26 protein-coding genes are annotated in these 18,162 nt (G+C 41.3%); 20 read left to right on the forward strand and 6 right to left on the reverse strand.

Features of this window, described 5'->3' with window-relative positions:
• Window positions 1-22: 22 nt before the first annotated feature.
• From EKQ44_RS21575 to EKQ44_RS09905, 4 genes are all read right to left on the reverse strand, one after another.
• Window positions 23-154, reverse strand: coding sequence for an RAxF-45 family protein (locus EKQ44_RS21575; RefSeq protein ID WP_331254656.1), 132 nt, complete (start codon window positions 152-154; stop codon window positions 23-25).
• 77 nt (window positions 155-231) lie between these two features.
• Window positions 232-1,377: a glycosyltransferase family 4 protein gene (locus tag EKQ44_RS09895; protein WP_237663379.1), complete on the reverse strand. Its 1,146-nt coding sequence runs from the start codon at window positions 1,375-1,377 to the stop codon at window positions 232-234.
• A gap of 196 nt (window positions 1,378-1,573) precedes the next feature.
• On the reverse strand, window positions 1,574-2,113 hold the full coding sequence (locus EKQ44_RS09900; protein ID WP_237663823.1) for a phosphatase PAP2 family protein: 540 nt from the start codon (window positions 2,111-2,113) through the stop codon (window positions 1,574-1,576).
• Between the two features lie 171 nt (window positions 2,114-2,284).
• Window positions 2,285-2,803, reverse strand: a complete 519-nt coding sequence (locus EKQ44_RS09905) for a gamma carbonic anhydrase (RefSeq protein WP_237663380.1) — start codon at window positions 2,801-2,803, stop codon at window positions 2,285-2,287.
• An 82-nt stretch (window positions 2,804-2,885) separates the two neighbouring features.
• Here EKQ44_RS09905 and EKQ44_RS09910 point away from each other — a divergent pair, with 82 nt between their 5' ends.
• Together EKQ44_RS09910 and EKQ44_RS09915 are read left to right on the forward strand one after the other, a co-directional pair.
• Window positions 2,886-3,677 carry an alpha/beta hydrolase gene (locus EKQ44_RS09910; RefSeq protein WP_237663381.1) on the forward strand — a complete coding sequence of 264 codons (792 nt, stop codon included), beginning with the start codon at window positions 2,886-2,888 and terminating at the stop codon, window positions 3,675-3,677.
• 2 nt (window positions 3,678-3,679) lie between these two features.
• Window positions 3,680-4,750, forward strand: a complete 1,071-nt coding sequence (locus EKQ44_RS09915; protein ID WP_237663382.1) for a tetraprenyl-beta-curcumene synthase family protein — start codon at window positions 3,680-3,682, stop codon at window positions 4,748-4,750.
• Between the two features lie 145 nt (window positions 4,751-4,895).
• Here EKQ44_RS09915 and mnmM read toward each other — a convergent pair whose 3' ends face one another.
• Complete coding sequence (gene mnmM / locus EKQ44_RS09920; RefSeq protein ID WP_237663383.1) at window positions 4,896-5,468, reverse strand: tRNA 5-(aminomethyl)-2-thiouridylate-methyltransferase MnmM; 573 nt, start codon at window positions 5,466-5,468, stop codon at window positions 4,896-4,898.
• On the reverse strand, window positions 5,465-6,442 hold the full coding sequence (mnmL, locus tag EKQ44_RS09925) for a tRNA modification radical SAM protein MnmL/YtqA (protein ID WP_237663384.1): 978 nt from the start codon (window positions 6,440-6,442) through the stop codon (window positions 5,465-5,467). Before mnmL ends, mnmM begins: the two co-directional genes overlap by 4 nt.
• Window positions 6,443-6,598: 156 nt before the next feature.
• Between mnmL and EKQ44_RS09930 the strand changes: the two genes are divergently transcribed.
• The 18 genes from EKQ44_RS09930 (at window position 6,599) to gvpT (EKQ44_RS10015) (ending at window position 18,149) form a co-directional block, all read left to right on the forward strand.
• Window positions 6,599-6,862, forward strand: a complete 264-nt coding sequence (locus tag EKQ44_RS09930; RefSeq protein ID WP_237663385.1) for a YtzC family protein — start codon at window positions 6,599-6,601, stop codon at window positions 6,860-6,862.
• A 14-nt stretch (window positions 6,863-6,876) separates the two neighbouring features.
• Entirely contained in the window at window positions 6,877-7,041 is a 165-nt protein-coding gene (locus EKQ44_RS09935; RefSeq protein ID WP_047971026.1) for a hypothetical protein, read from the forward strand.
• 439 nt (window positions 7,042-7,480) lie between these two features.
• Window positions 7,481-8,680 (forward strand): MDR family MFS transporter, encoded by a 1,200-nt coding sequence (locus tag EKQ44_RS09940; protein WP_237663824.1) that lies wholly within the window; start codon window positions 7,481-7,483, stop codon window positions 8,678-8,680.
• 171 nt (window positions 8,681-8,851) lie between these two features.
• Entirely contained in the window at window positions 8,852-10,732 is a 1,881-nt protein-coding gene (gene htpG, locus EKQ44_RS09945) for a molecular chaperone HtpG (RefSeq protein ID WP_237663386.1), read from the forward strand.
• A gap of 194 nt (window positions 10,733-10,926) precedes the next feature.
• A complete protein-coding gene (locus tag EKQ44_RS09950; RefSeq protein ID WP_237663387.1) occupies window positions 10,927-11,307 on the forward strand; it encodes a VOC family protein in 381 nt (126 codons plus the stop codon).
• Window positions 11,308-11,721: 414 nt separating this feature from the next.
• Window positions 11,722-11,976: a gas vesicle structural protein GvpA gene (gene gvpA, locus EKQ44_RS09955; RefSeq protein WP_064098149.1), complete on the forward strand. Its 255-nt coding sequence runs from the start codon at window positions 11,722-11,724 to the stop codon at window positions 11,974-11,976.
• A gap of 73 nt (window positions 11,977-12,049) precedes the next feature.
• Entirely contained in the window at window positions 12,050-12,484 is a 435-nt protein-coding gene (gene gvpT, locus EKQ44_RS09960) for a GvpT/GvpP family gas vesicle accessory protein (RefSeq protein WP_237663388.1), read from the forward strand.
• 37 nt (window positions 12,485-12,521) lie between these two features.
• On the forward strand, window positions 12,522-12,971 hold the full coding sequence (gene gvpQ / locus EKQ44_RS09965) for a gas vesicle protein GvpQ (RefSeq protein ID WP_237663389.1): 450 nt from the start codon (window positions 12,522-12,524) through the stop codon (window positions 12,969-12,971).
• Between the two features lie 25 nt (window positions 12,972-12,996).
• Window positions 12,997-13,263, forward strand: coding sequence for a gas vesicle structural protein GvpA (gvpA, locus tag EKQ44_RS09970; protein ID WP_237663390.1), 267 nt, complete (start codon window positions 12,997-12,999; stop codon window positions 13,261-13,263).
• A 67-nt stretch (window positions 13,264-13,330) separates the two neighbouring features.
• Complete coding sequence (gene gvpO / locus EKQ44_RS09975) at window positions 13,331-13,597, forward strand: gas vesicle protein GvpO (protein WP_237663391.1); 267 nt, start codon at window positions 13,331-13,333, stop codon at window positions 13,595-13,597.
• 25 nt (window positions 13,598-13,622) lie between these two features.
• Complete coding sequence (gene gvpN / locus EKQ44_RS09980) at window positions 13,623-14,537, forward strand: gas vesicle protein GvpN (protein ID WP_237663392.1); 915 nt, start codon at window positions 13,623-13,625, stop codon at window positions 14,535-14,537.
• Window positions 14,538-14,554: 17 nt separating this feature from the next.
• Complete coding sequence (locus tag EKQ44_RS09985; RefSeq protein WP_237663393.1) at window positions 14,555-15,322, forward strand: GvpL/GvpF family gas vesicle protein; 768 nt, start codon at window positions 14,555-14,557, stop codon at window positions 15,320-15,322.
• Window positions 15,323-15,577, forward strand: a complete 255-nt coding sequence (locus EKQ44_RS09990; RefSeq protein ID WP_237663394.1) for a gas vesicle protein GvpG — start codon at window positions 15,323-15,325, stop codon at window positions 15,575-15,577. It begins immediately after the preceding gene.
• Between the two features lie 10 nt (window positions 15,578-15,587).
• A complete protein-coding gene (locus EKQ44_RS09995) occupies window positions 15,588-16,394 on the forward strand; it encodes a GvpL/GvpF family gas vesicle protein (protein WP_237663395.1) in 807 nt (268 codons plus the stop codon).
• A 16-nt stretch (window positions 16,395-16,410) separates the two neighbouring features.
• Entirely contained in the window at window positions 16,411-16,686 is a 276-nt protein-coding gene (locus EKQ44_RS10000; protein ID WP_223490831.1) for a gas vesicle protein, read from the forward strand.
• Window positions 16,652-16,936, forward strand: a complete 285-nt coding sequence (locus tag EKQ44_RS10005; RefSeq protein WP_237663396.1) for a gas vesicle protein K — start codon at window positions 16,652-16,654, stop codon at window positions 16,934-16,936. Before EKQ44_RS10000 ends, EKQ44_RS10005 begins: the two co-directional genes overlap by 35 nt.
• A gap of 28 nt (window positions 16,937-16,964) precedes the next feature.
• A complete protein-coding gene (locus EKQ44_RS10010) occupies window positions 16,965-17,297 on the forward strand; it encodes a gas vesicle protein (RefSeq protein ID WP_237663397.1) in 333 nt (110 codons plus the stop codon).
• Window positions 17,298-17,324: 27 nt separating this feature from the next.
• Window positions 17,325-18,149, forward strand: coding sequence for a YtxH domain-containing protein (gene gvpT / locus EKQ44_RS10015; RefSeq protein ID WP_237663398.1), 825 nt, complete (start codon window positions 17,325-17,327; stop codon window positions 18,147-18,149).
• Window positions 18,150-18,162: the final 13 nt, after the last annotated feature.

The raw sequence follows: 18,162 nt of genomic DNA on the forward strand, positions 1-18,162 counted from the left end.
CTTTTGGGCAAAAGATCTCTTACTATCTGTCATTTCTATTCAGCTGTCTAAAAAAGGACATACGTGTCCCGTTGATAGCTGAATCATGAAAAATCGCACGACAAATATGCAAATATGCCATGTATTGTGTGCGAGCATTAACAGATAGTAACATCTTTTTCCCCTCCTTCCGAACAAGTAAGATGTCTCTATTATATAATGATTTCTTTAAAAGTTGCAAATTATTAATTTTTAAGCTAGCTCTTGTAAGTTTTCTTGAGCTAATGTGCTCTTATAGTCTCTCAGTAGTTTATCAAAAATGGCATTCCAAGATTGTTCGAGAGCATATTGGCGACCTGCCAGGGCCATCTGGTCCCGCTTTTCTTCATCCACCAAAAGGCTGGTGATAGCTGCAGCAAAAGCTTTGGGATCGCCTTGAGCACATAGATGCCCTGTCAGCCCCTGCTGTATGATGGTTTTGACTCCGCCGGCATTTGCGCCCACCACGGGAGTACCGGATGCAAGGGATTCCAATACCACATTGCCAAAGGTTTCGGTAGCGGAAGGAAAAACGAACAAATCGGAACCTGCATAAACTTCCGCAAGGTTTTGACCTGATTGGTAACCGGCGAAGGTCATATTGGGAAGGGCGTTTTTGTACAGTTCCTGTTTCAAAGGACCGTCCCCTACCAATAACCAGTGTACATCATGACGGATGGATTCTGGCAGTGCAGCATCAATTTCAGGAAGAAGTGCTACATCTTTCTCCGGAGCGAGTCTTCCTACATAAGAAATGATAAATTTCTCTTTCATTTTATATTTGACCTTCAACTGTTTTGAGTAGGAGGCAGTAGGATGAAAAACAGAACAGTCCACGCCTCTTTGCCAGATGGCAGTATTGGTGAACCCATGTTTCTTAAGGTGATTTTGCGTGTCGGTGGATGGAACAAAAATCTTCCTCAATGGGCGATGAAACCAGCGCATGTAGCTCCAGAGTACTTTTGTGAGAAATTGAAGATCGTAGTATTCGAGGTATTTATCAAAATCGGTGTGGTAGGAACCTACTACTGGAATTTCGAGTTTTTTTGCATAGTGAAGCCCGCAAAGGCCGATATTAAAGGGAGTTGCAACATGAATGAGGTCGGGTTTGAATTTTTGCAGTTCCGCCTTGACAGAGAGCATGTTCGGAAGGGCGAGCCGGCATTCGGGATACAAGAAAAATGGCAGACTGGCAAAGCGGTGAACATGGCTTGTAAACAAATCCTTGCTTGTACTTTCCGGGGCAAACACCCTATACTCCATCCCTTGACCGTCCAAGTAATTGGTAAAACGTTTCAAGGTTTTTGCTACACCATTAACATCTGGAGCAAACGTATCTGTAAAGATAGCAATCTTCATAATAAACCTCCTTCAAATATATTTAACAAGTAGGTAGCTGGTTCCCCAGGAGATTGTAGTGCAAGGTGTGAGACTCCGGCGGGAGGTAGCGGTAGGTTGAGACCCCGCAACGCAGTGAGGAGGCTCAAGCAGCGCCCCGCGGAAAGCGAACACCTGGAACGGAAATTTACTGGAGTTATACAGATTTGTTGGCTAGTCAAGATAATAATGGTACAACCATCATGTACGACAGGATACCTGTCGTGGTACCAAGCACCACCCCGACTGCAACATCAGAGGGATAGTGGAGCCCTAGGTAGATCCTTGAAACTGCTACACAGAGCGCAATAGGGATTAAAAGTATGGCAAGAGGTGGTATGAATAGAATAAAAGGGATGACGCTGGAAAAAACTGCGGTTGTATGACCGGATGGGAATGAATGATCCTTTAACGGATTGGTGCCCACTTTGATCGCTTCCAGAGCTAGATACGGGCGTCGTCTTGGATAAAGTTTTTTGGCAATTGCCACCGGAATATGACTGAGCGCTAATGAAAGCCCCGCTGCCATAGCGGTATATTTAAGAGAATGATTGCTGAAGATGATTAGAAGCAGAAGGGTACAAATAGTGAAAGTAGCCCCTCCAATATGCGTGATGTTACGGAAAAAGAAGTTCACATGCTTTCTGTCAAAATGACGATTCACACAGCGAAACAGATTACATTCCAATTCGTAGAAATTTGCGAGTAATTTTTCCATCATCAGGACTCCTTTTCAACTAGGCTATTTTCTTACCTTCATTTTAGATGGCATTTATTTAGGAAGTTATAAGGCTGTGTAAAGATAGAGTTAGGATTAGCTGGTAGAAAATTAACAGAAATTTAAGAATAAAAAAACACCACCCGGAAATGGGTGGTGTGTAGGGGATTATCAGTTTTGGACGGATTTATAAAATTGTCCTTTTTCCACGTATTCTCTTCTGATACGTGCCATGTCCAGCTTGTCTTCTTCCGTCAGTTCGCGAACGACTTTGGCAGGCCGGCCGAAAGCAAGCGAATTAGGTGGAATACGTTTTCCAGGTGGTACAAGGCTGCCGGCCCCAATAAAGGCTCCCTCGCCAATTTCGGCTCCGTCTAGAATGATGGAGCCCATGCCAATTAAGGCGTTTTTTCGAATAAATGCGCTATGTAGTGTACATTGGTGCCCAACTGTGACATCATCTTCTATTATCAAAGGTTTGTTGGGACTTTGATGAAGCAGGGATTGATCCTGGATATTAACCCTCTCGCCAATGATCGTAGGGGCTACATCGCCACGGATGACTGTGTGGAACCAGATGCTGCTCTCCTTCCCGATGGATACATCTCCTGTGATTACCGAAAAATCGGCGAGGTAGACTGTTTCGTCAATCTGTGGTTTTTTATCAAGAAATGGGTATATTTTATACATAAGTTCCTCCGGCTTGTAAGAAATGTTTGTTTTATTTTATTATATCAGAAAGAATGTCATTATTTTGAGGGAGTGTTCGAGAATGTGGAAATGGGAGGCAGAAGAACCGAAAGGCACCATCGTAATAGTCCATGGCGCACAGGAACATCACGGGAGATACTCCTGGTTGATGGATCAGTGGAAGTCGAACGGATTCAATGTCATCATGGGAGATTTACCTGGGCAGGGACTTTCCACACGTCGAAGGGGACATATAGACAATTTCGATGAATATATAGATGAAGTGGAGAAATGGATCAAAGAGGCATACTTGTTGAAGCCGCCTGTTTTTGTCATCGGACATAGCATGGGCGGCTTGGCGGTCATCCGTACACTTCAGGAGAAAAAACCTTTGATGGTAGCTGGAGTTATTTTATCTTCTCCATGTTTGAAGCTGATTCAACCTCCGACAAAAGGGTTGGATGTCCTATCCAAAGGATTGAATTTCATTTTGCCAAAAACGAAATTCGAAACAGGAATCACCATTGACAAAGCGACGAGAAATGAAGAAATCTGGAGAAGTGCTGCAGGAGATGAGCTTTATATCACGAAAGTATCTGTTAGATGGTACCGTGAGCTGGTTCAGTCCATGAACCAAGCCTTTACGGGGATTGATAAGTTTCCTGATATTCCTGTATTACTTATGCAGGCAGGTGACGATTTGATTGTGGAAAGTTTTGCTTCAGAGTCATGGTTCAATTCTCTTTCAGCAAAAGAAAAGAGCTACAAGGAATGGAAAGGTCTATATCATGAAATTTTTAATGAGCCTGAGCGGGATCGCGTTTTTCGTTATGCCAAAGCTTTTGTGGATTTACAAATAGAAGGAAGTGACTGAATTTGAAGGTACCCACCCATCCTTTTTCGTTGATGAAAAGGGTGTATCGAGATGTGTTCCCTGTTGTATATCAGGAGTTGGAGCATTGGAAGAAGAGAGCGTCTGATATTCCGGATGATGAGCTTCGCAAGCAGGCGCTGGCAAGTATTGAGACGAAAGCCTTCCATTGTGAGGGTGGCGGTATTCTATCGTTGCTTGCAGGAGTAGATTTCCGTCAGGCGGTCAAGTTTATCGTTGCTTATCAGACCATCAGTGATTATTTGGATAATCTATGTGATAGGAGTACCTCGATGGATCCTTTGGATTTCGCAGCCCTTCATGAATCCATGCCAGATGCATTGACCGTGGGGGCCCCTTTGAAAAATTATTACCGATTCAGGGAAGAGCAGGATGATGGAGGGTACCTGGGAAGTTTGGTGACAACATGTCAAAGTGTGTTGAGTTCTTTGGGCAACTATGCGCTCATAGCTCCGCACTTGGTGAAGCTTGCCGGATATTATTGCGACTTGCAAGTACATAAGCATGTAGTGGTGGAGGAAAGGGTACCAAGGCTTGAAGAGTGGTTCTCCCTTTATAAGGAAGAGCTGCCTCCGATGGAGTGGTATGAGTTTTCCGCTTGTTCTGGGTCAACCTTGGGGATATTCTGTCTGGTTTCGCAGGCCTCCCGTGAATCCTTTACTGCCGAACATGCAGAGAAGATTGTGGGAGGATATTTTCCTTATATACAAGGATTGCATATACTACTGGATTATTTCATTGATCAGGAAGAAGATCTGGAAGGTGGAGATCTTAATTTTTGCACGTATTATGAGAATGAGTCAGTGTTCATGGATAGGTTGCGGCATTTCATGGAGCAGGCAGATATCTATACGGAAGGATTGCCTTTTGAAAAATTCCACCGCCTGATCAACCGTGGACTGCTCGGTGTCTATCTCTCAGATCGCAAAGTCCACAACTGCAAAGACATCTCCTCCATGGCCAAAAGCATCATCAAAGCAAGCGGCGGTACCGCCTATTTCTTCTACATGAACGGAAGGGCATATCGACGCTTTCAAAGTTGGCGTGGAGCTTAAAGGGACTGACTTCCGCTGCGTTAAAGTTATAAAGTGCTAAAAGGGGTCTGACCCTCACTGCGTTAAAGTTATAAAGTGCTAAAAGGGGTCTGACCCTCACCACGGTAAAGCAACAAAGGATCCGGCACATAAGCCGGATCCTTTGTTATTTCTTTTCTATGGCGATGATGAATGGTGGGTTGTTCACTTGGTTCATAAAGCGGTATTGGAGGACGTGTGCTTTTTTCTGATCCAGTTTGGTGACGTAGTCGAGAAGGGCATCCCGTTCGACCTGGCCTTCTGGGTGTCCGTGATAGACGACAATGACGATGACTGCTTCTTTTTTCATGACGGAAAGAAGCTTGTCCACGGCGTTGATGGTACTTTCCGGTACCGTTACAATTCCTTTGTCTCCACCAGGAAGGTAACCTAGATTGAATATGGCTCCCCTGATCTGATCATGTTTTTCAGAAGGGATTCTATCCAGTAACTCTGCATGGCTTGCCTCAAACAGCGAGACACGAGATCCAACAGCATGTTCCACCAGCAAATCTTCTGTGTTCTTTATCGCCTCATGTTGGATATCAAAGCCATATACGTGACCAGTGTCTCCAACTAGCTCTGCGAGAAAGAGGGTGTCGTGTCCATTACCTACCGTACAATCCACAGCAATATCACCTTCTGACACAGCCAGATTCAATATCTTTTTACTATATGGTAAGACTCGTTCCAATTTCATCGTCCATCCTCAGCGCCTTTCCCAACATAATACTTTCCTTGCCAACTGTCTCGTCTTTTCAGTTCGGCATCTATGGCATTCAGCACTGACCACTTATCCACACTCCACATTGGGCCGATCATGATATCAATGGGCCCGTCTCCTGTAATGCGATGGACAATCATCTCAGGAGGCAATATTTCCAACTGATCACAAACTAGTTGGATATAATCCTCAAAGGAAAGGAACTCAAGCATACCTTTTTCATATTGCTTTACCATTGGAGTGCCCTTCAAAAGGTGCAATAAGTGTATTTTGATCCCCTGCACATCCAGTTTCGCGACAGCCTCCGCCGTTTCCATCATCATCTTATTATCTTCCAATGGCAGACCGTCAATGATGTGGGAACATACACGGATGCCATGCTTACGCAATTTATTGACACCTTCCACATATGTTTCAAAGTCATGGGCACGATTGATCAGGAGGGCAGTTCTCTCATGAACCGTTTGCAGACCTAACTCCACCCAAAGATAAGTGCGCTGATTCAGCTCGGCTAAATATTCCACCACATCATCTGGTAGGCAATCAGGGCGTGTTCCAATGGAAAGGCCGACCACCCCGTCCTGCTGTAGCACGGTTTCGTATTTCTCTCTTAGGACCTCTACGGGTGCATGCGTATTGGTGAATGCCTGGAAATAGGCCATATATTTGCCGTCTTTCCATTTATGATGCATTTTCGTTTTTATCTCATAAAATTGGGTGATTAGATCATCTGCTCGGTTTCCTGCAAAATCACCGGAACCTGCGGCACTACAGAATGTACAACCACCATGAGCTACTGTGCCGTCACGGTTAGGGCAGTCAAAACCGCCATCTAAAGCCACCTTGAATACCTTGTGTCCGAAATGATTACGTAAATGATAATTCCACGTGTGATATCGTTTATCTTCAACGGAATATGGAAACGGATTTTGCGTAGTTTGTTTAGTCATCCGTACTCCTCCTCTTTTTGTCCAACTAATGCTAACAAACTATTTTAGCATGTATGCACAACCTGCTTCAATGCCGTTCACTTTTTTAGCATGGACTTGAAAAAAATGCGCAAAATAAAGCCGAGTACACAGAAAAATTGTGGGGTGAATAGAACCATGGCAACAAGAGAATCTGTTGAACAATTTATTCAACAATGTGAAGATGCACTGCGCAATGCACATGCACAATATAGTGAAGCAAAGCAGCTGGAGCACTATAACGATACCGAATTTACAAATGCCCAAGAACAAATCGAGGCAACGTACAATGATCTTATGCATCTTTCCCAGAGCTGTAATGCTCAGCAACGCGAGCAATTAAATCGCATGCGCCTGCAACTGCAAAATCTTCAAAATGAAATGACTTTATTGAGACATTAAGGGGGCCTACAATCATGAAGAAACGTTCCAAGCAAAATAACCCGGAGCAAAAAACAAGAAACGCCGAAAACACGGCCGTCGAAATGGGTGCAGAATATAATCCAGTTAGGGAAGTAAAGCAGAAGAATTTGAAAAAAGCCCAACCAGTCAGATCCAAAAATCATAGCGAGAATGAGTAGGAGAGCAGCCTTTGTGCTGCTTTTTTATATGATGTATGTATTTGAAAATGGGTATGAGAATAACGAGATAATTGGAAAAGTCGCAATAACCAGGAGAAAAGTCACAATAAGCTCCGGAAAAGTCACAATAACGAGGGAAAAAGTCACAATAACCCTCACAAAAGTTACAATCAACATGAGAAGCTCTCCATAACTCATAAAAAACTTACCATTCTCTCTTCTAGAAGCCACGATAATCCACCAATCCTAAAATTACGTGAGATATAACCCAAAAAATACCTAAAGTTAAAAAACCAACTCTCCAACCATGTCCCAAAAATCAGAATAATTACATTTCCTGATTTCTGACTTTTTATATTGAAACTGCCCTCAAAACGGATTACAATTATTTTGGATTTCGAAATAATTGGTTGAAGGAGGGCATGCAGTTATGCTTAAAATGCCCAAGGCCCTTTGGTTATTAGTTATTGGTATGGCAATAAACGTAACTGGGGCTTCTTTTTTATGGCCGTTAAATACAATATACATTCATGACATCCTTGGGAAGTCGCTTTCTGTAGCGGGACTTGTTCTGATGGTTAATGCCGGTGCAAGCGTAATAGGAAACCTGATAGGCGGTGTGCTTTTTGATAAAATTGGTGGCTACCGGTCCATTCTTTTAGGGATTTCCATCACCATCATTGCACTTATCGGGTTGACATTCAATCACACCTGGAATTTTTATGTGGTGTATTTGACCATCATCGGCTTTGGGTCAGGGATTGTGTTTCCATCCATGTACGCGATGGCAGGTTCCGTGTGGAAAGAAGGTGGACGCAAATCGTTCAATGCCATGTATGTATCACAGAATCTTGGTGTGGCAATTGGAGCGGCACTTGGTGGGCTTGTTGCGGATATTCGTTTTGACTACATATTCCTTGCGAATACAGTCACATACGCCATCTTTTTCATCATCGCTTTATTTGGCTATCGGAAGATACAGGCTAATCCTACTAGCCAGACTTCCGTATTGGATCAAAAGCAAAAAATCAAGGATCATACTAAGCTGTACGCTTTATTAATAGTGTGTATCGGTTACCTTCTGTGCTGGATGGGCTATGTACAATGGCAGACGACCATTGCCACACATACACAATCACTTGGGATCTCCCTAAAACAGTACAGCATTTTATGGACAATTAATGGAGCATTAATCGTACTGGCTCAACCCATCATTACATGGATTGTAAAAAAATACACAAAAACGTTGAAGACTCAGATCATTGTGGGATTGGTCATATTCATCATTTCTTTTGCCGTTGTGGGTGTAGCGGAACAATACACGGCATTCCTTGTAGCGATGATCATCATTACAATCGGGGAGATGTTCGTCTGGCCTGCTGTTCCAACTGTGGCGAATCAGCTTGCCCCAAAAGGTCGGGAAGGTTTCTATCAAGGAATCGTCAACTCGACTGCAACCGGGGGAAGGATGCTTGGTCCTTTCATGGGTGGAGTATTGGTAGATCTCTCTGGGATGGGCATGCTTTTTGGGGTATTGATGGGCTTTATGGTGATTGCGATATTTACTACTTCCATTTACGATCGGAAATTAAAAACAACTACAACAAACATACCTGAACTTTCTAAGAGTGCTTCCTGAACTCCTGTATTCCAAGCGGTGCGATTCCTAAAAAGAATCGCACCGTTTTTTCATGATTTCCTATTGACATAAAATATCCAAATATGATAATTATTTTATTGAGCGTTAGCACTCTTTATCAGAGAGTGCTAAAATAAACATGGATACATAACCGGAAGGAGAAATCAGACCATGACAAAAAAAGAGTTCCAAGCTGAATCGAAAAGACTGCTGGAAATGATGATCAACTCCATTTACTCCCAGCGTGAAGTATTTCTACGTGAACTAATTTCCAATGCAAGTGATGCAATGGATAAAATCTATTATCGTGCACTGACAGATGATTCCCTTACATTTGATAAAGACAACTATTTTGTAAAGGTAATCCCTAATAAAGCAGAAAGAACATTAACCATTATGGATACAGGGATCGGGATGACCAAAGAAGAATTGGAAGCCAACTTGGGTGTTATTGCAAAGAGTGGTTCTTTGGCGTTCAAAAAAGAAAACGAAATCAAGGACGGCCATGACATTATCGGTCAGTTCGGTGTCGGCTTCTATGCGGCATTCATGGTTGCGGATGTAGTGACAGTGACAAGTAAAGCACTTGGAAGCGATGAGGCATACAAATGGCAATCGGAAGGTGCAGATGGATATACAATCGAGCCTGCTGATAAAGACTCTGTTGGTACTGAAATCGTCCTGAAAATAAAAGAAAACACGGAAGATGAAAGCTATGATGAGTACTTGGAAGAATATCGTTTAAAGTCCATCATCAAAAAGTACTCAGACTTCATCCGCTATCCTATCAAAATGGATGTGACCACGTCCAAACCGAAAGCGGACAACGAAGAGGAACTAGAAGAAGTGACAGAAGAACAGACCATCAACAGCATGGTGCCGATCTGGCGTAAAAATAAATCAGAGCTTACAACAGAAGACTATGAAAAATTTTATAGTGAAAAGCATTATGGTTTTGACAAGCCATTAAAGCACCTTCATATCAGTGTGGACGGGACGATCCGCTATAACTCTATTCTTTACATTCCGGAGAACATTCCATTTGATTACTATTCCAAGGAGTATGAAAAAGGGCTGGAGCTATATTCAAGTGGTGTATTAATTATGAACAAATGTGCGGATTTGTTGCCTGATCATTTCAGTTTTGTGAAAGGATTGGTGGATTCTGAGGACCTTTCCCTTAATATCTCTCGTGAAATGCTGCAGCAAGATCGTCAGCTGAAGTTCATCGCGAAGAACCTTGCAAAGAAAATCAAGAGTGCCCTGCTTGGCATGTTAAAGGACGAGCGCGACAGTTACGTGAAGTTCTTTGAGGCATTCGGCCGTCAGCTGAAGTATGGTGTTTATGCAGAGTATGGGGCAAACAAAGAGCAGCTGCAAGACTTGTTGATGTTCTATTCTTCCACAGAAAAGAAACTTGTGACGCTCGATGAGTACATCTCCCGTATGAAAGAGGACCAAAAGTACATTTACTATGCAACCGGGGAGTCAAAAGAAAGAATAGAAAAGCTTCCGCAAACAGAACTTGTATCGGACAAGGGCTTCGAAATTCTTTATTTCACGGAGGACATTGATGAGTTCGCAATCAAGATGCTGATGAACTACAAAGAAAAAGAGTTCAAAAACGTATCGAGCGGGGACCTTGGAATTGACTCTGAAGAGGACGAAAAGCAAACGGAGTCTGAACAGGAAGCAAACAAGGATCTATTTGAAGCGATGAAGGAAATCCTTGCTGATAAGGTTTCAGCGGTTAAGGTTTCTAAACGTCTAAAAACACATCCTGTCTGCCTATCAACTGAAGGGGAAGTAACCATTGAGATGGAGAAAATCCTAAGCGCGATGCCAGATAACCAAAACATCAAGGCAAACAAGGTCCTTGAAATCAACACAAACCATGATGTGTTTGCATCATTGAAAAGTGCCCATGAAGGCGATCGTGAAAAGCTGGCGTTGTACACAAACCTTCTATACAGCCAAGCGCTATTGATTGAAGGATTGCCGTTGGAGGATCCTGTTGAGTTTACGAATGACGTATGTAAAGTGATGGTATAAAAAATAGTTAATAAAGGAAAAGGCCAATTCTGCTCATTAACGAGTGGGGTTGGTTCTTTTGTTTTCTCGGAAGTGGTTTCGATTGATGTAATGGTATGGCAAGAACAGTAGTTTCTCGAATGATTTTTCTCAAAGGAAATCTCCCATGAATCAAGAATACATAAAAGGAGGAAACTTGGAGGAGGAAATGGAAAATGCAAAAAACAATACCAATCAAAAATCAAATGAATGGTGTATTTATCCATGTGGCAAATCTCAAAAAATCCGCAGAATGGTACACCAACCTGTTGGGTTTAGAAGTGGACCTTAGCACTGTCGAGTCTCCTGTGTATAACATTCCATTGAAGGGAAGCACTTCCTTGACACTTGATGACCATACATTCGATCCTACGTTTAAGCATGAACCAAGTAGCGCACCTTTGTTTAATTTTTACTCACCAGACATTGAAGAGGCATATCAATTTATTCAGAACAAAGGAATTGAAGTGGTACGTGAAATAGAAAGGGTGGGGGATACGGCATGGTTCAATATTAAAGATCCTGACGGGAACGTGGTGATGATCTGTAATTGCTGATGATAAGTTGGGGGATGAATCAATCTGTCATTCTCCTCCTTTTGTAAGTTACTAGCTACCACCATTTGATCAAGTAAACCTAAAACCTAGAAATATTTCATTAAGAGAGAATGTGGTATAGCCATGTTCTTTTTTTGTTGTTCAAAACTTCTTTTATAAAAATGTATTGTTATTGTAATATAACTTCAAGTATTTTCCTGAATCTTCAAGATATATGGATTCCTATCACATTCTGATATTACATGAATGCTGATTTGGGAAATAAAAAATGAATATCTTGGGATTTTTATAGACATCACAACTTAAGCCCCGTTTTAGATACAGATTAATGGGTTATATACCTACTAAGCTAATTAAATAAGAAAACTTTGATCATATGACTACATTTATAAAGTGGAAAGGAGCAATGCGTAAATGAGTGTTCAAAAAAGTACAGACAGTTCAAGTCTTGCAGAGGTAATTGATCGGATTCTTGATAAAGGAATCGTGATTGACGCATTTGTAAGAGTTTCATTGGTAGGAATTGAAATTCTTACAGTCGAAGCACGGGTAGTCATTGCAAGTGTGGATACATGGTTGAGATATGCGGAAGCGGTAGGCCTGTTACGTGATGAGGTCGAGGAAGAAGGTTTGGCTAATAGAAATCAAGAAGGGCAATTCAGCTTCTAATCCTCCATTTTTACAAAAAAAATTTATAAATAAAATGCAAGATTCACAAACAGAAGGGATGAGGTTGGTTTACATGACAGTTAAAGAGAAAAACGAACAGCAAGAAGAAAAAAATGATAATGGCAATTACTCTATCAATTTAGCAATTGTGGGAGGAGTTGTAGGTGCAGGCATTGGTTTACTTTCCAGCCCAGGCACAAGTAAAAAGCTTTATAAAAATATCAGTGAATCAGAAGTGGTGAAGGTTGCCGGCAATCAATTAAGAAGATCAGCCCAAGAGATGCTTGCTGCACAGGCGCAAAATGGGATCAAGCAGTTGGCCTCAGGTTATATGGGCAAAAATGTGGTGAGCCTATTAAATCCAACTAAAAGTAATGAAAAGAAGGATGCTAAAGACGATAATTCATCTTCCGAATTGGAAGAAATAAAGGAAGAAAACAAAAATATAAATAATCGACTCGATAAGATTGAAAGCATGCTTAGTGAATTAGTGGATTCAAAGAAATAGCTAGACCTCTTTCAATGAATCCAAAGGTGGTAATTGGATGGGCAAAGAGATTAAAAAGACATTAGGCAAGGCGGCAAAGAAGGTGTATGAACACACTCCGGAGCCGATTAAAGAGGAAATCAAAGATAAAGTTAAAGAAAAAGCGAAAGAAAAATTCATTGGTGGTATTCAAGGAAAGGCTGAGGATGCTACTGACAACCTCAAGGAAGCGACAGAAGAAAAAGCTGAACAGTTCGAAGACAAGGCAGAAGAAGGAAAAGAAAAAGCACAAGATGCCCTACTTTCTGTTCGTGACAAGATTGGGAAAGTCGTTGAAGCGGGAGAGGATTTCCAAGAGAAGATATCCTCGACTAGAGAAGATGACGATGACCGCAAAGTAAAAGGTGTAAAGAGCATCAAAAGCTACACCGACATGAAAGGTGCCACTAATATCAAAAGCTCAAAAAATATCAAATCCTCAAATGACATTAAGACAATGGGGTCTTGATGAATGATGAAAGGAGAAATGATGGATGGCCGTTCAAAAAAGTACAGACAGTTCAAGTTTAGCAGAGGTAATTGACCGTATATTGGATAAAGGAATTGTCATTGACGCCTTTGTTAGGGTTTCAGTGGTAGGAATTGAAATCTTGACGGTAGAGGCAAGGGTGGTCATTGCCAGCGTCGACACATGGTTACGATACGCAGAAGCGGTTGGATTACTTCGTGATGAAGTAGAAGAAAATGGGCTCCCTGAACAGCAAAATGAAAGAAGTCAAAGCCCGCGCTTTAGTATTTAGACATTAGAATGGGAACAGCCAGGGGATACTCCTCAGGCTTTCCCTTCTATTTATGCAGGAGGTTCATATGGAAATCAAAAAAATAATGGGGAATGTTGCAGATTTCTTCAATGAATTTGTCGCCCCCCTTCATAAAATCACCTCCGTTGAAGAAAGTGACAACGAAGGATGGAAGCTTACAGTGGAAGTGATTGAAGAAAAAGAATACATGAAAAAGTACGCAAAAGATGAAATGCTCGGAATATATGACGTCCATTTAAACAAAGACAAAGAGGTCGTTTCATATAAAAGGCGCGATATCAGGTATAGAAGTTCCATTAAACATGAAGGATAGCACGCAGTGAGTAGGAGGGAATGGAGTGACGGTTTTAAAAGAAAAAATCAAGAAAGATCCAAGGGCACTAATTCAAGATTCAGAAACGAAAGATTTGCTTTCTCGCTCACTGCAATATCTAAAGGCCGGATACCCTATTCATTTTACAGGCCCTTCTGGTGCAGGTAAAACTTCCATGGCACTCGCTCTTGCAAAGAAAAGGAAAAAGCCTGTTATGCTCATACACGGAAATCATGAGTTAAATAATAAAGATTTAATTGGTGACTTTACAGGGTATACAAGGAAAAAGGTTGTAGATAACTATATCCGTTCCGTCTATAAAAAAGAGGAAAATGTGACAGAAACTTGGAGGGACGGTCGTTTATTGGAAGCCGTGAAAAATGGTTACACGCTAGTATACGATGAATTTACCCGTTCTCAACCAACGACAAATAATATCTTTCTATCCATATTGGAGGAAGGGGTTCTTCCATTATATGGTTCGAAGCTTACAGAACCCTTTGTACCCGTTCATCCGGACTTTGCCGTAATCTTTACAAGCAATCCTGATGAATATGCAGGTGTTTTTCATACACAGGATGCGTTACTTGACCGGTTGATTACCATCCATGTCGATTATAAAGAGGTGGATAGGGAGGCAAAGATCGTCTCCCAGAAAGTCGATATGAAAGAAGGAGAAGCGAAAGCCATTACTGGTCTTGTAGCAGAGCTTCGTAAAGAATGCAATAAGAATGGTCCTAGTTTACGTGCTTCCCTGATGATTGCCAAGCTTGCATCAGAGGGAGATATCCCTATAGACGGGGGTAATGAGGATTTCAAGCGGCTATGCAAGGATATTCTCGCCCATCCATTAGGAAGATGCTTGGATAGTGAGCAACCGTTGAAAGACGCGGAAAAATTGATAATAAAGGCCTGTGAAAATATGAAGGTCACTGAGTAATAAAGGAGAGTCAAAACATGAGCCAAGAAGAGAAAATGGGTATATATATCATCTGTGGAATTCAAACAGAAACAGATGAGGAATTTGGGCATATTGAATTGGAAGGAGAGAGAAGAGAGCTCTTCACTATTTCCTTTAAGGACTCTGCCATGGTGGCTGCAGAGGTGCCAATGAAAATCTACCATCCGAATAAAGAGAATCTGATGATGCATCAACAAGCCATATCACTTGTGATGAAACAAAACGATACCGTCATACCTGTAAGCTTCGGTAATGTTTTTCATTCAAGAGAAGATGTGGCCGTCCTGCTTGAAAACCTGTATCCTCAATTCGAAAAACTTTTCCCAGCCATCAAAGGAAAAATTGAATTGGGCTTAAAAGTAATTGGCAAAAAAGAATGGCTGGAAGAATTGGCTGGCGGAAATGAAAAAATGGGGAAAATGGCAGAAAAAGTCCGTGGGAAATCAGAAGCAGCCAGCTACTATGAGCGAATTCAATTGGGTGAAGCTGCTCAAAAGCTTTTCCTTTCCCTCCAAGAAGAGATGCAAGCAGAAATCTTTCAACCATTAAAGGAAACAGCGGAAGCATCGAAGGTAAATGATCCTATCGGTGAGAAAATGCTGTTGAATGCCTCCTTTTTAATTGATAGGGAAAAGGAAGCAGAATTTGATGAGAAAGTAAATGAAGCTCATGAAAAATGGAAGGATAAGGTCGATTTCAATTACAGTGGTCCATGGCCGGCCTACAACTTTGTCAATATCAGATTAACAGTCGAGGGTGCTTAAATGCTCCATAAATTAGTTTCTGCACCTATCAATCTTGTCATTAAGATCGGCGAGAAAGTAAAAGAGGAAGCGGACAAAGAACTGTATGACCTTCCAACCATTCAAAAAAAGCTCATTCAATTACAGATGATGTATGAATTAGGTGAAATTCCGGATGAGGCATATAAAGAGAAGGAAGCAGAACTGTTGCACCGTTACGAAGTAGCCAAGAATTTGGAAATGGAACAATGGGAGCAGTTGACCAAAAAGAAGTGAGGGTTAGGATATGGGGGAATTAATTTATTTATATGGGTTAATCCCATCTAATGAATCAGTAAGCCAGCCTGTTCCATCCATGAAAGGTTTTGATGGAAAAGGTGATATATACACCATATCAATAGAGGAAATAACCGCTATTGTTTGTAAATTGGATGCAAAAGAGTATTCAGAGGAAATCATAAAAGAGAAAATTAATAGTGATATGGAATGGCTGCAGGAAAAAGCATTTCATCATCATGAAACAGTAATGGGATTATCGAAATTATATACTGTAATCCCTTTAAAGTTTTGTACGTTGTATAAAAATGAAACTAGTTTAACAGATATTGTGAAGCAAAATCATTCCAAGATGACAGACACCTTTGCACTTCTAGAAGGCAATGAGGAATGGAATCTTAAAATATATTGCAATGATGAATTATTAAAGAAGCAAGTGAGCAAGAGCAATCCCGCGATAGAGAAGCAGAGAGAAGAAATCAGTCAACTATCTAAAGGGAAACAGTTTTTTGAAAAGAGAAAACTTGATAAGTTGATTGATGATGAAGTCGAGAACGAAAAGGATCGTGTGAGTGAAAGAATTCATACACATCTTAAAGAATTTGTTTTACAGGGGAATGTAAAGAGGAATTGGAGCAAAGATGTGACAGGCAGGAAAGAAAATATGACTTGGAATAGCGTCTATCTTATTTCTTCCTCAAAAGTGGAACAGTTCTTGGAAGAAATCCAGCAATTTGAAAAGAAAATGGGGGATATGGGCTGGCAGTTTGAACCGACCGGGCCATGGCCTGCTTATCACTTTTCAAGCTTTTCATAAGTGAGGATGACTAATTATGTCCCATAGAGATTCGATAGAAAACAAGGATATAGCTTTAATAGATATTCTAGACGTCATACTTGATAAAGGTGTGGCAATAAAAGCCGATTTGGTCATTTCCATCGCTGGTGTTGATCTTGTTTACTTGGATCTTCGTGTCTTGATTGCATCTGTAGAATCTCTTGTTCAGGCACAGCAGGGAAATGGCAAAACGGTATCTTCCGTAGAATTTGATCACCAAAGGGAGGGATTAATACATGCAACCGGCCAACCCGACAAGTGGAAGAATTAATTTAGATCCTGATAAAGCAGAACATGGATTAGCTCAGCTTGTCCTGACTGTGGTGGAACTTCTGAGGCAAATCGTGGAGCGCCATGCAATAAGACGCGTGGAAGGCGGAACGCTGACCGATGAGCAGATCGAGGATTTAGGCGAAGCTTTGATGAATCTGGAAGAAAAGATGGAAGAATTAAAAGATATCTTCGGCCTTGATGCAGACGACTTGAATCTGGACCTTGGACCTCTAGGAAGCTTGCTATAAATACACCACCCTAAGGAGGGTTCATATAATGGCAGTTCAAACGACTGGTCAATCAAGTACGATAGTGGATGTGCTTGAGAAAATTTTAGACAAAGGTGTCGTAATCGCAGGGGACATTACAGTGGGTATCGCAGATGTAGAGCTGTTGACCATCAAGATACGACTTATTGTCGCTTCTGTTGATAAAGCAAAAGAGATTGGAATGGATTGGTGGGAAACGGATCCTTATCTAAGCTCTAAAGCGGTAGATAACAACACCAAAGCATTGGAAGAGGAAAATAAAATGTTACAGGAGAGACTTGAATCTCTCGAAAAAAAGCTAAGTACTAATCGAATAAATTCAACTGAATTCAACTACTAATTTAACTAAAACTAGGAGGTTTTTATCATGGCAGAAAACAAAACAAATAATACAGAAAATCAAACAGAGGAACAAAACACGAATAAGGAAGAAACATCATTTGCAGGTCCAATTACTCGTTCCATTGCGGGAGGACTAATCGGGGCAACAGTGGGTTATTTAGCTACTCCTGAAAACGGGAAGAAACTAATGGAAAGTATTGATACTGAGGCGCTTAAATCAAAGAGTTCTAGTTTTGGAGAAACAGCCAAGGAAAAATCCAAGAAAGCTTATGAATCTATCAAAAGTTCAGCAAAAGGTATGTTTAATAAAGAAAACGAGGAAACGAATGAAGATGATTCTGAAAATGAAGCTTCCAATGAAGATGCTTCAAGTGAACAAGAGGTGGCTGCAACAAAAGAGTCTACAAAGGAGGACTCCACAAATGAAGATTACGAATCCTTGAAAGAAGAAAATAAAAATCTGAACGACCGATTAGGGAAGTTAGAAGAAATGCTGACTAAACTAACGGAAGAAAAAGAAGCAGCCAATAGCTCCGAGGAAGACAACAAAGAGGAAAAGGAAGAGGGTAGCAAAGAAGACAACAAAGAGGAAAAGGAAGAGGATAGCGAAGAAGACTCCGAAGAGGATGGCGAGGAAGACAGCGAAGAAGATAAGGAAGAAGATGGCGAAGAAGAGTCCGACGAAGAGGAAGACGATTCAGAAGAGAAAGATGATAGTGAGGATGATGAAAAGGGAAAGAAAAATAAACCAAAAAAGAAACGTTCTACAGCTAAAAAGTCTTCTAAGAAGAAAAAAGATGAAGAGAGCAATGGAACCACTCTTTCCAGTGATGACGATACTTCATCTTAATGAATGAAGGGAG

It is taken from the genome of Sutcliffiella horikoshii (assembly GCF_021991925.1).
In the GTDB taxonomy this organism is placed as follows: domain Bacteria; phylum Bacillota; class Bacilli; order Bacillales; family Bacillaceae_I; genus Sutcliffiella_A; species Sutcliffiella_A horikoshii_F.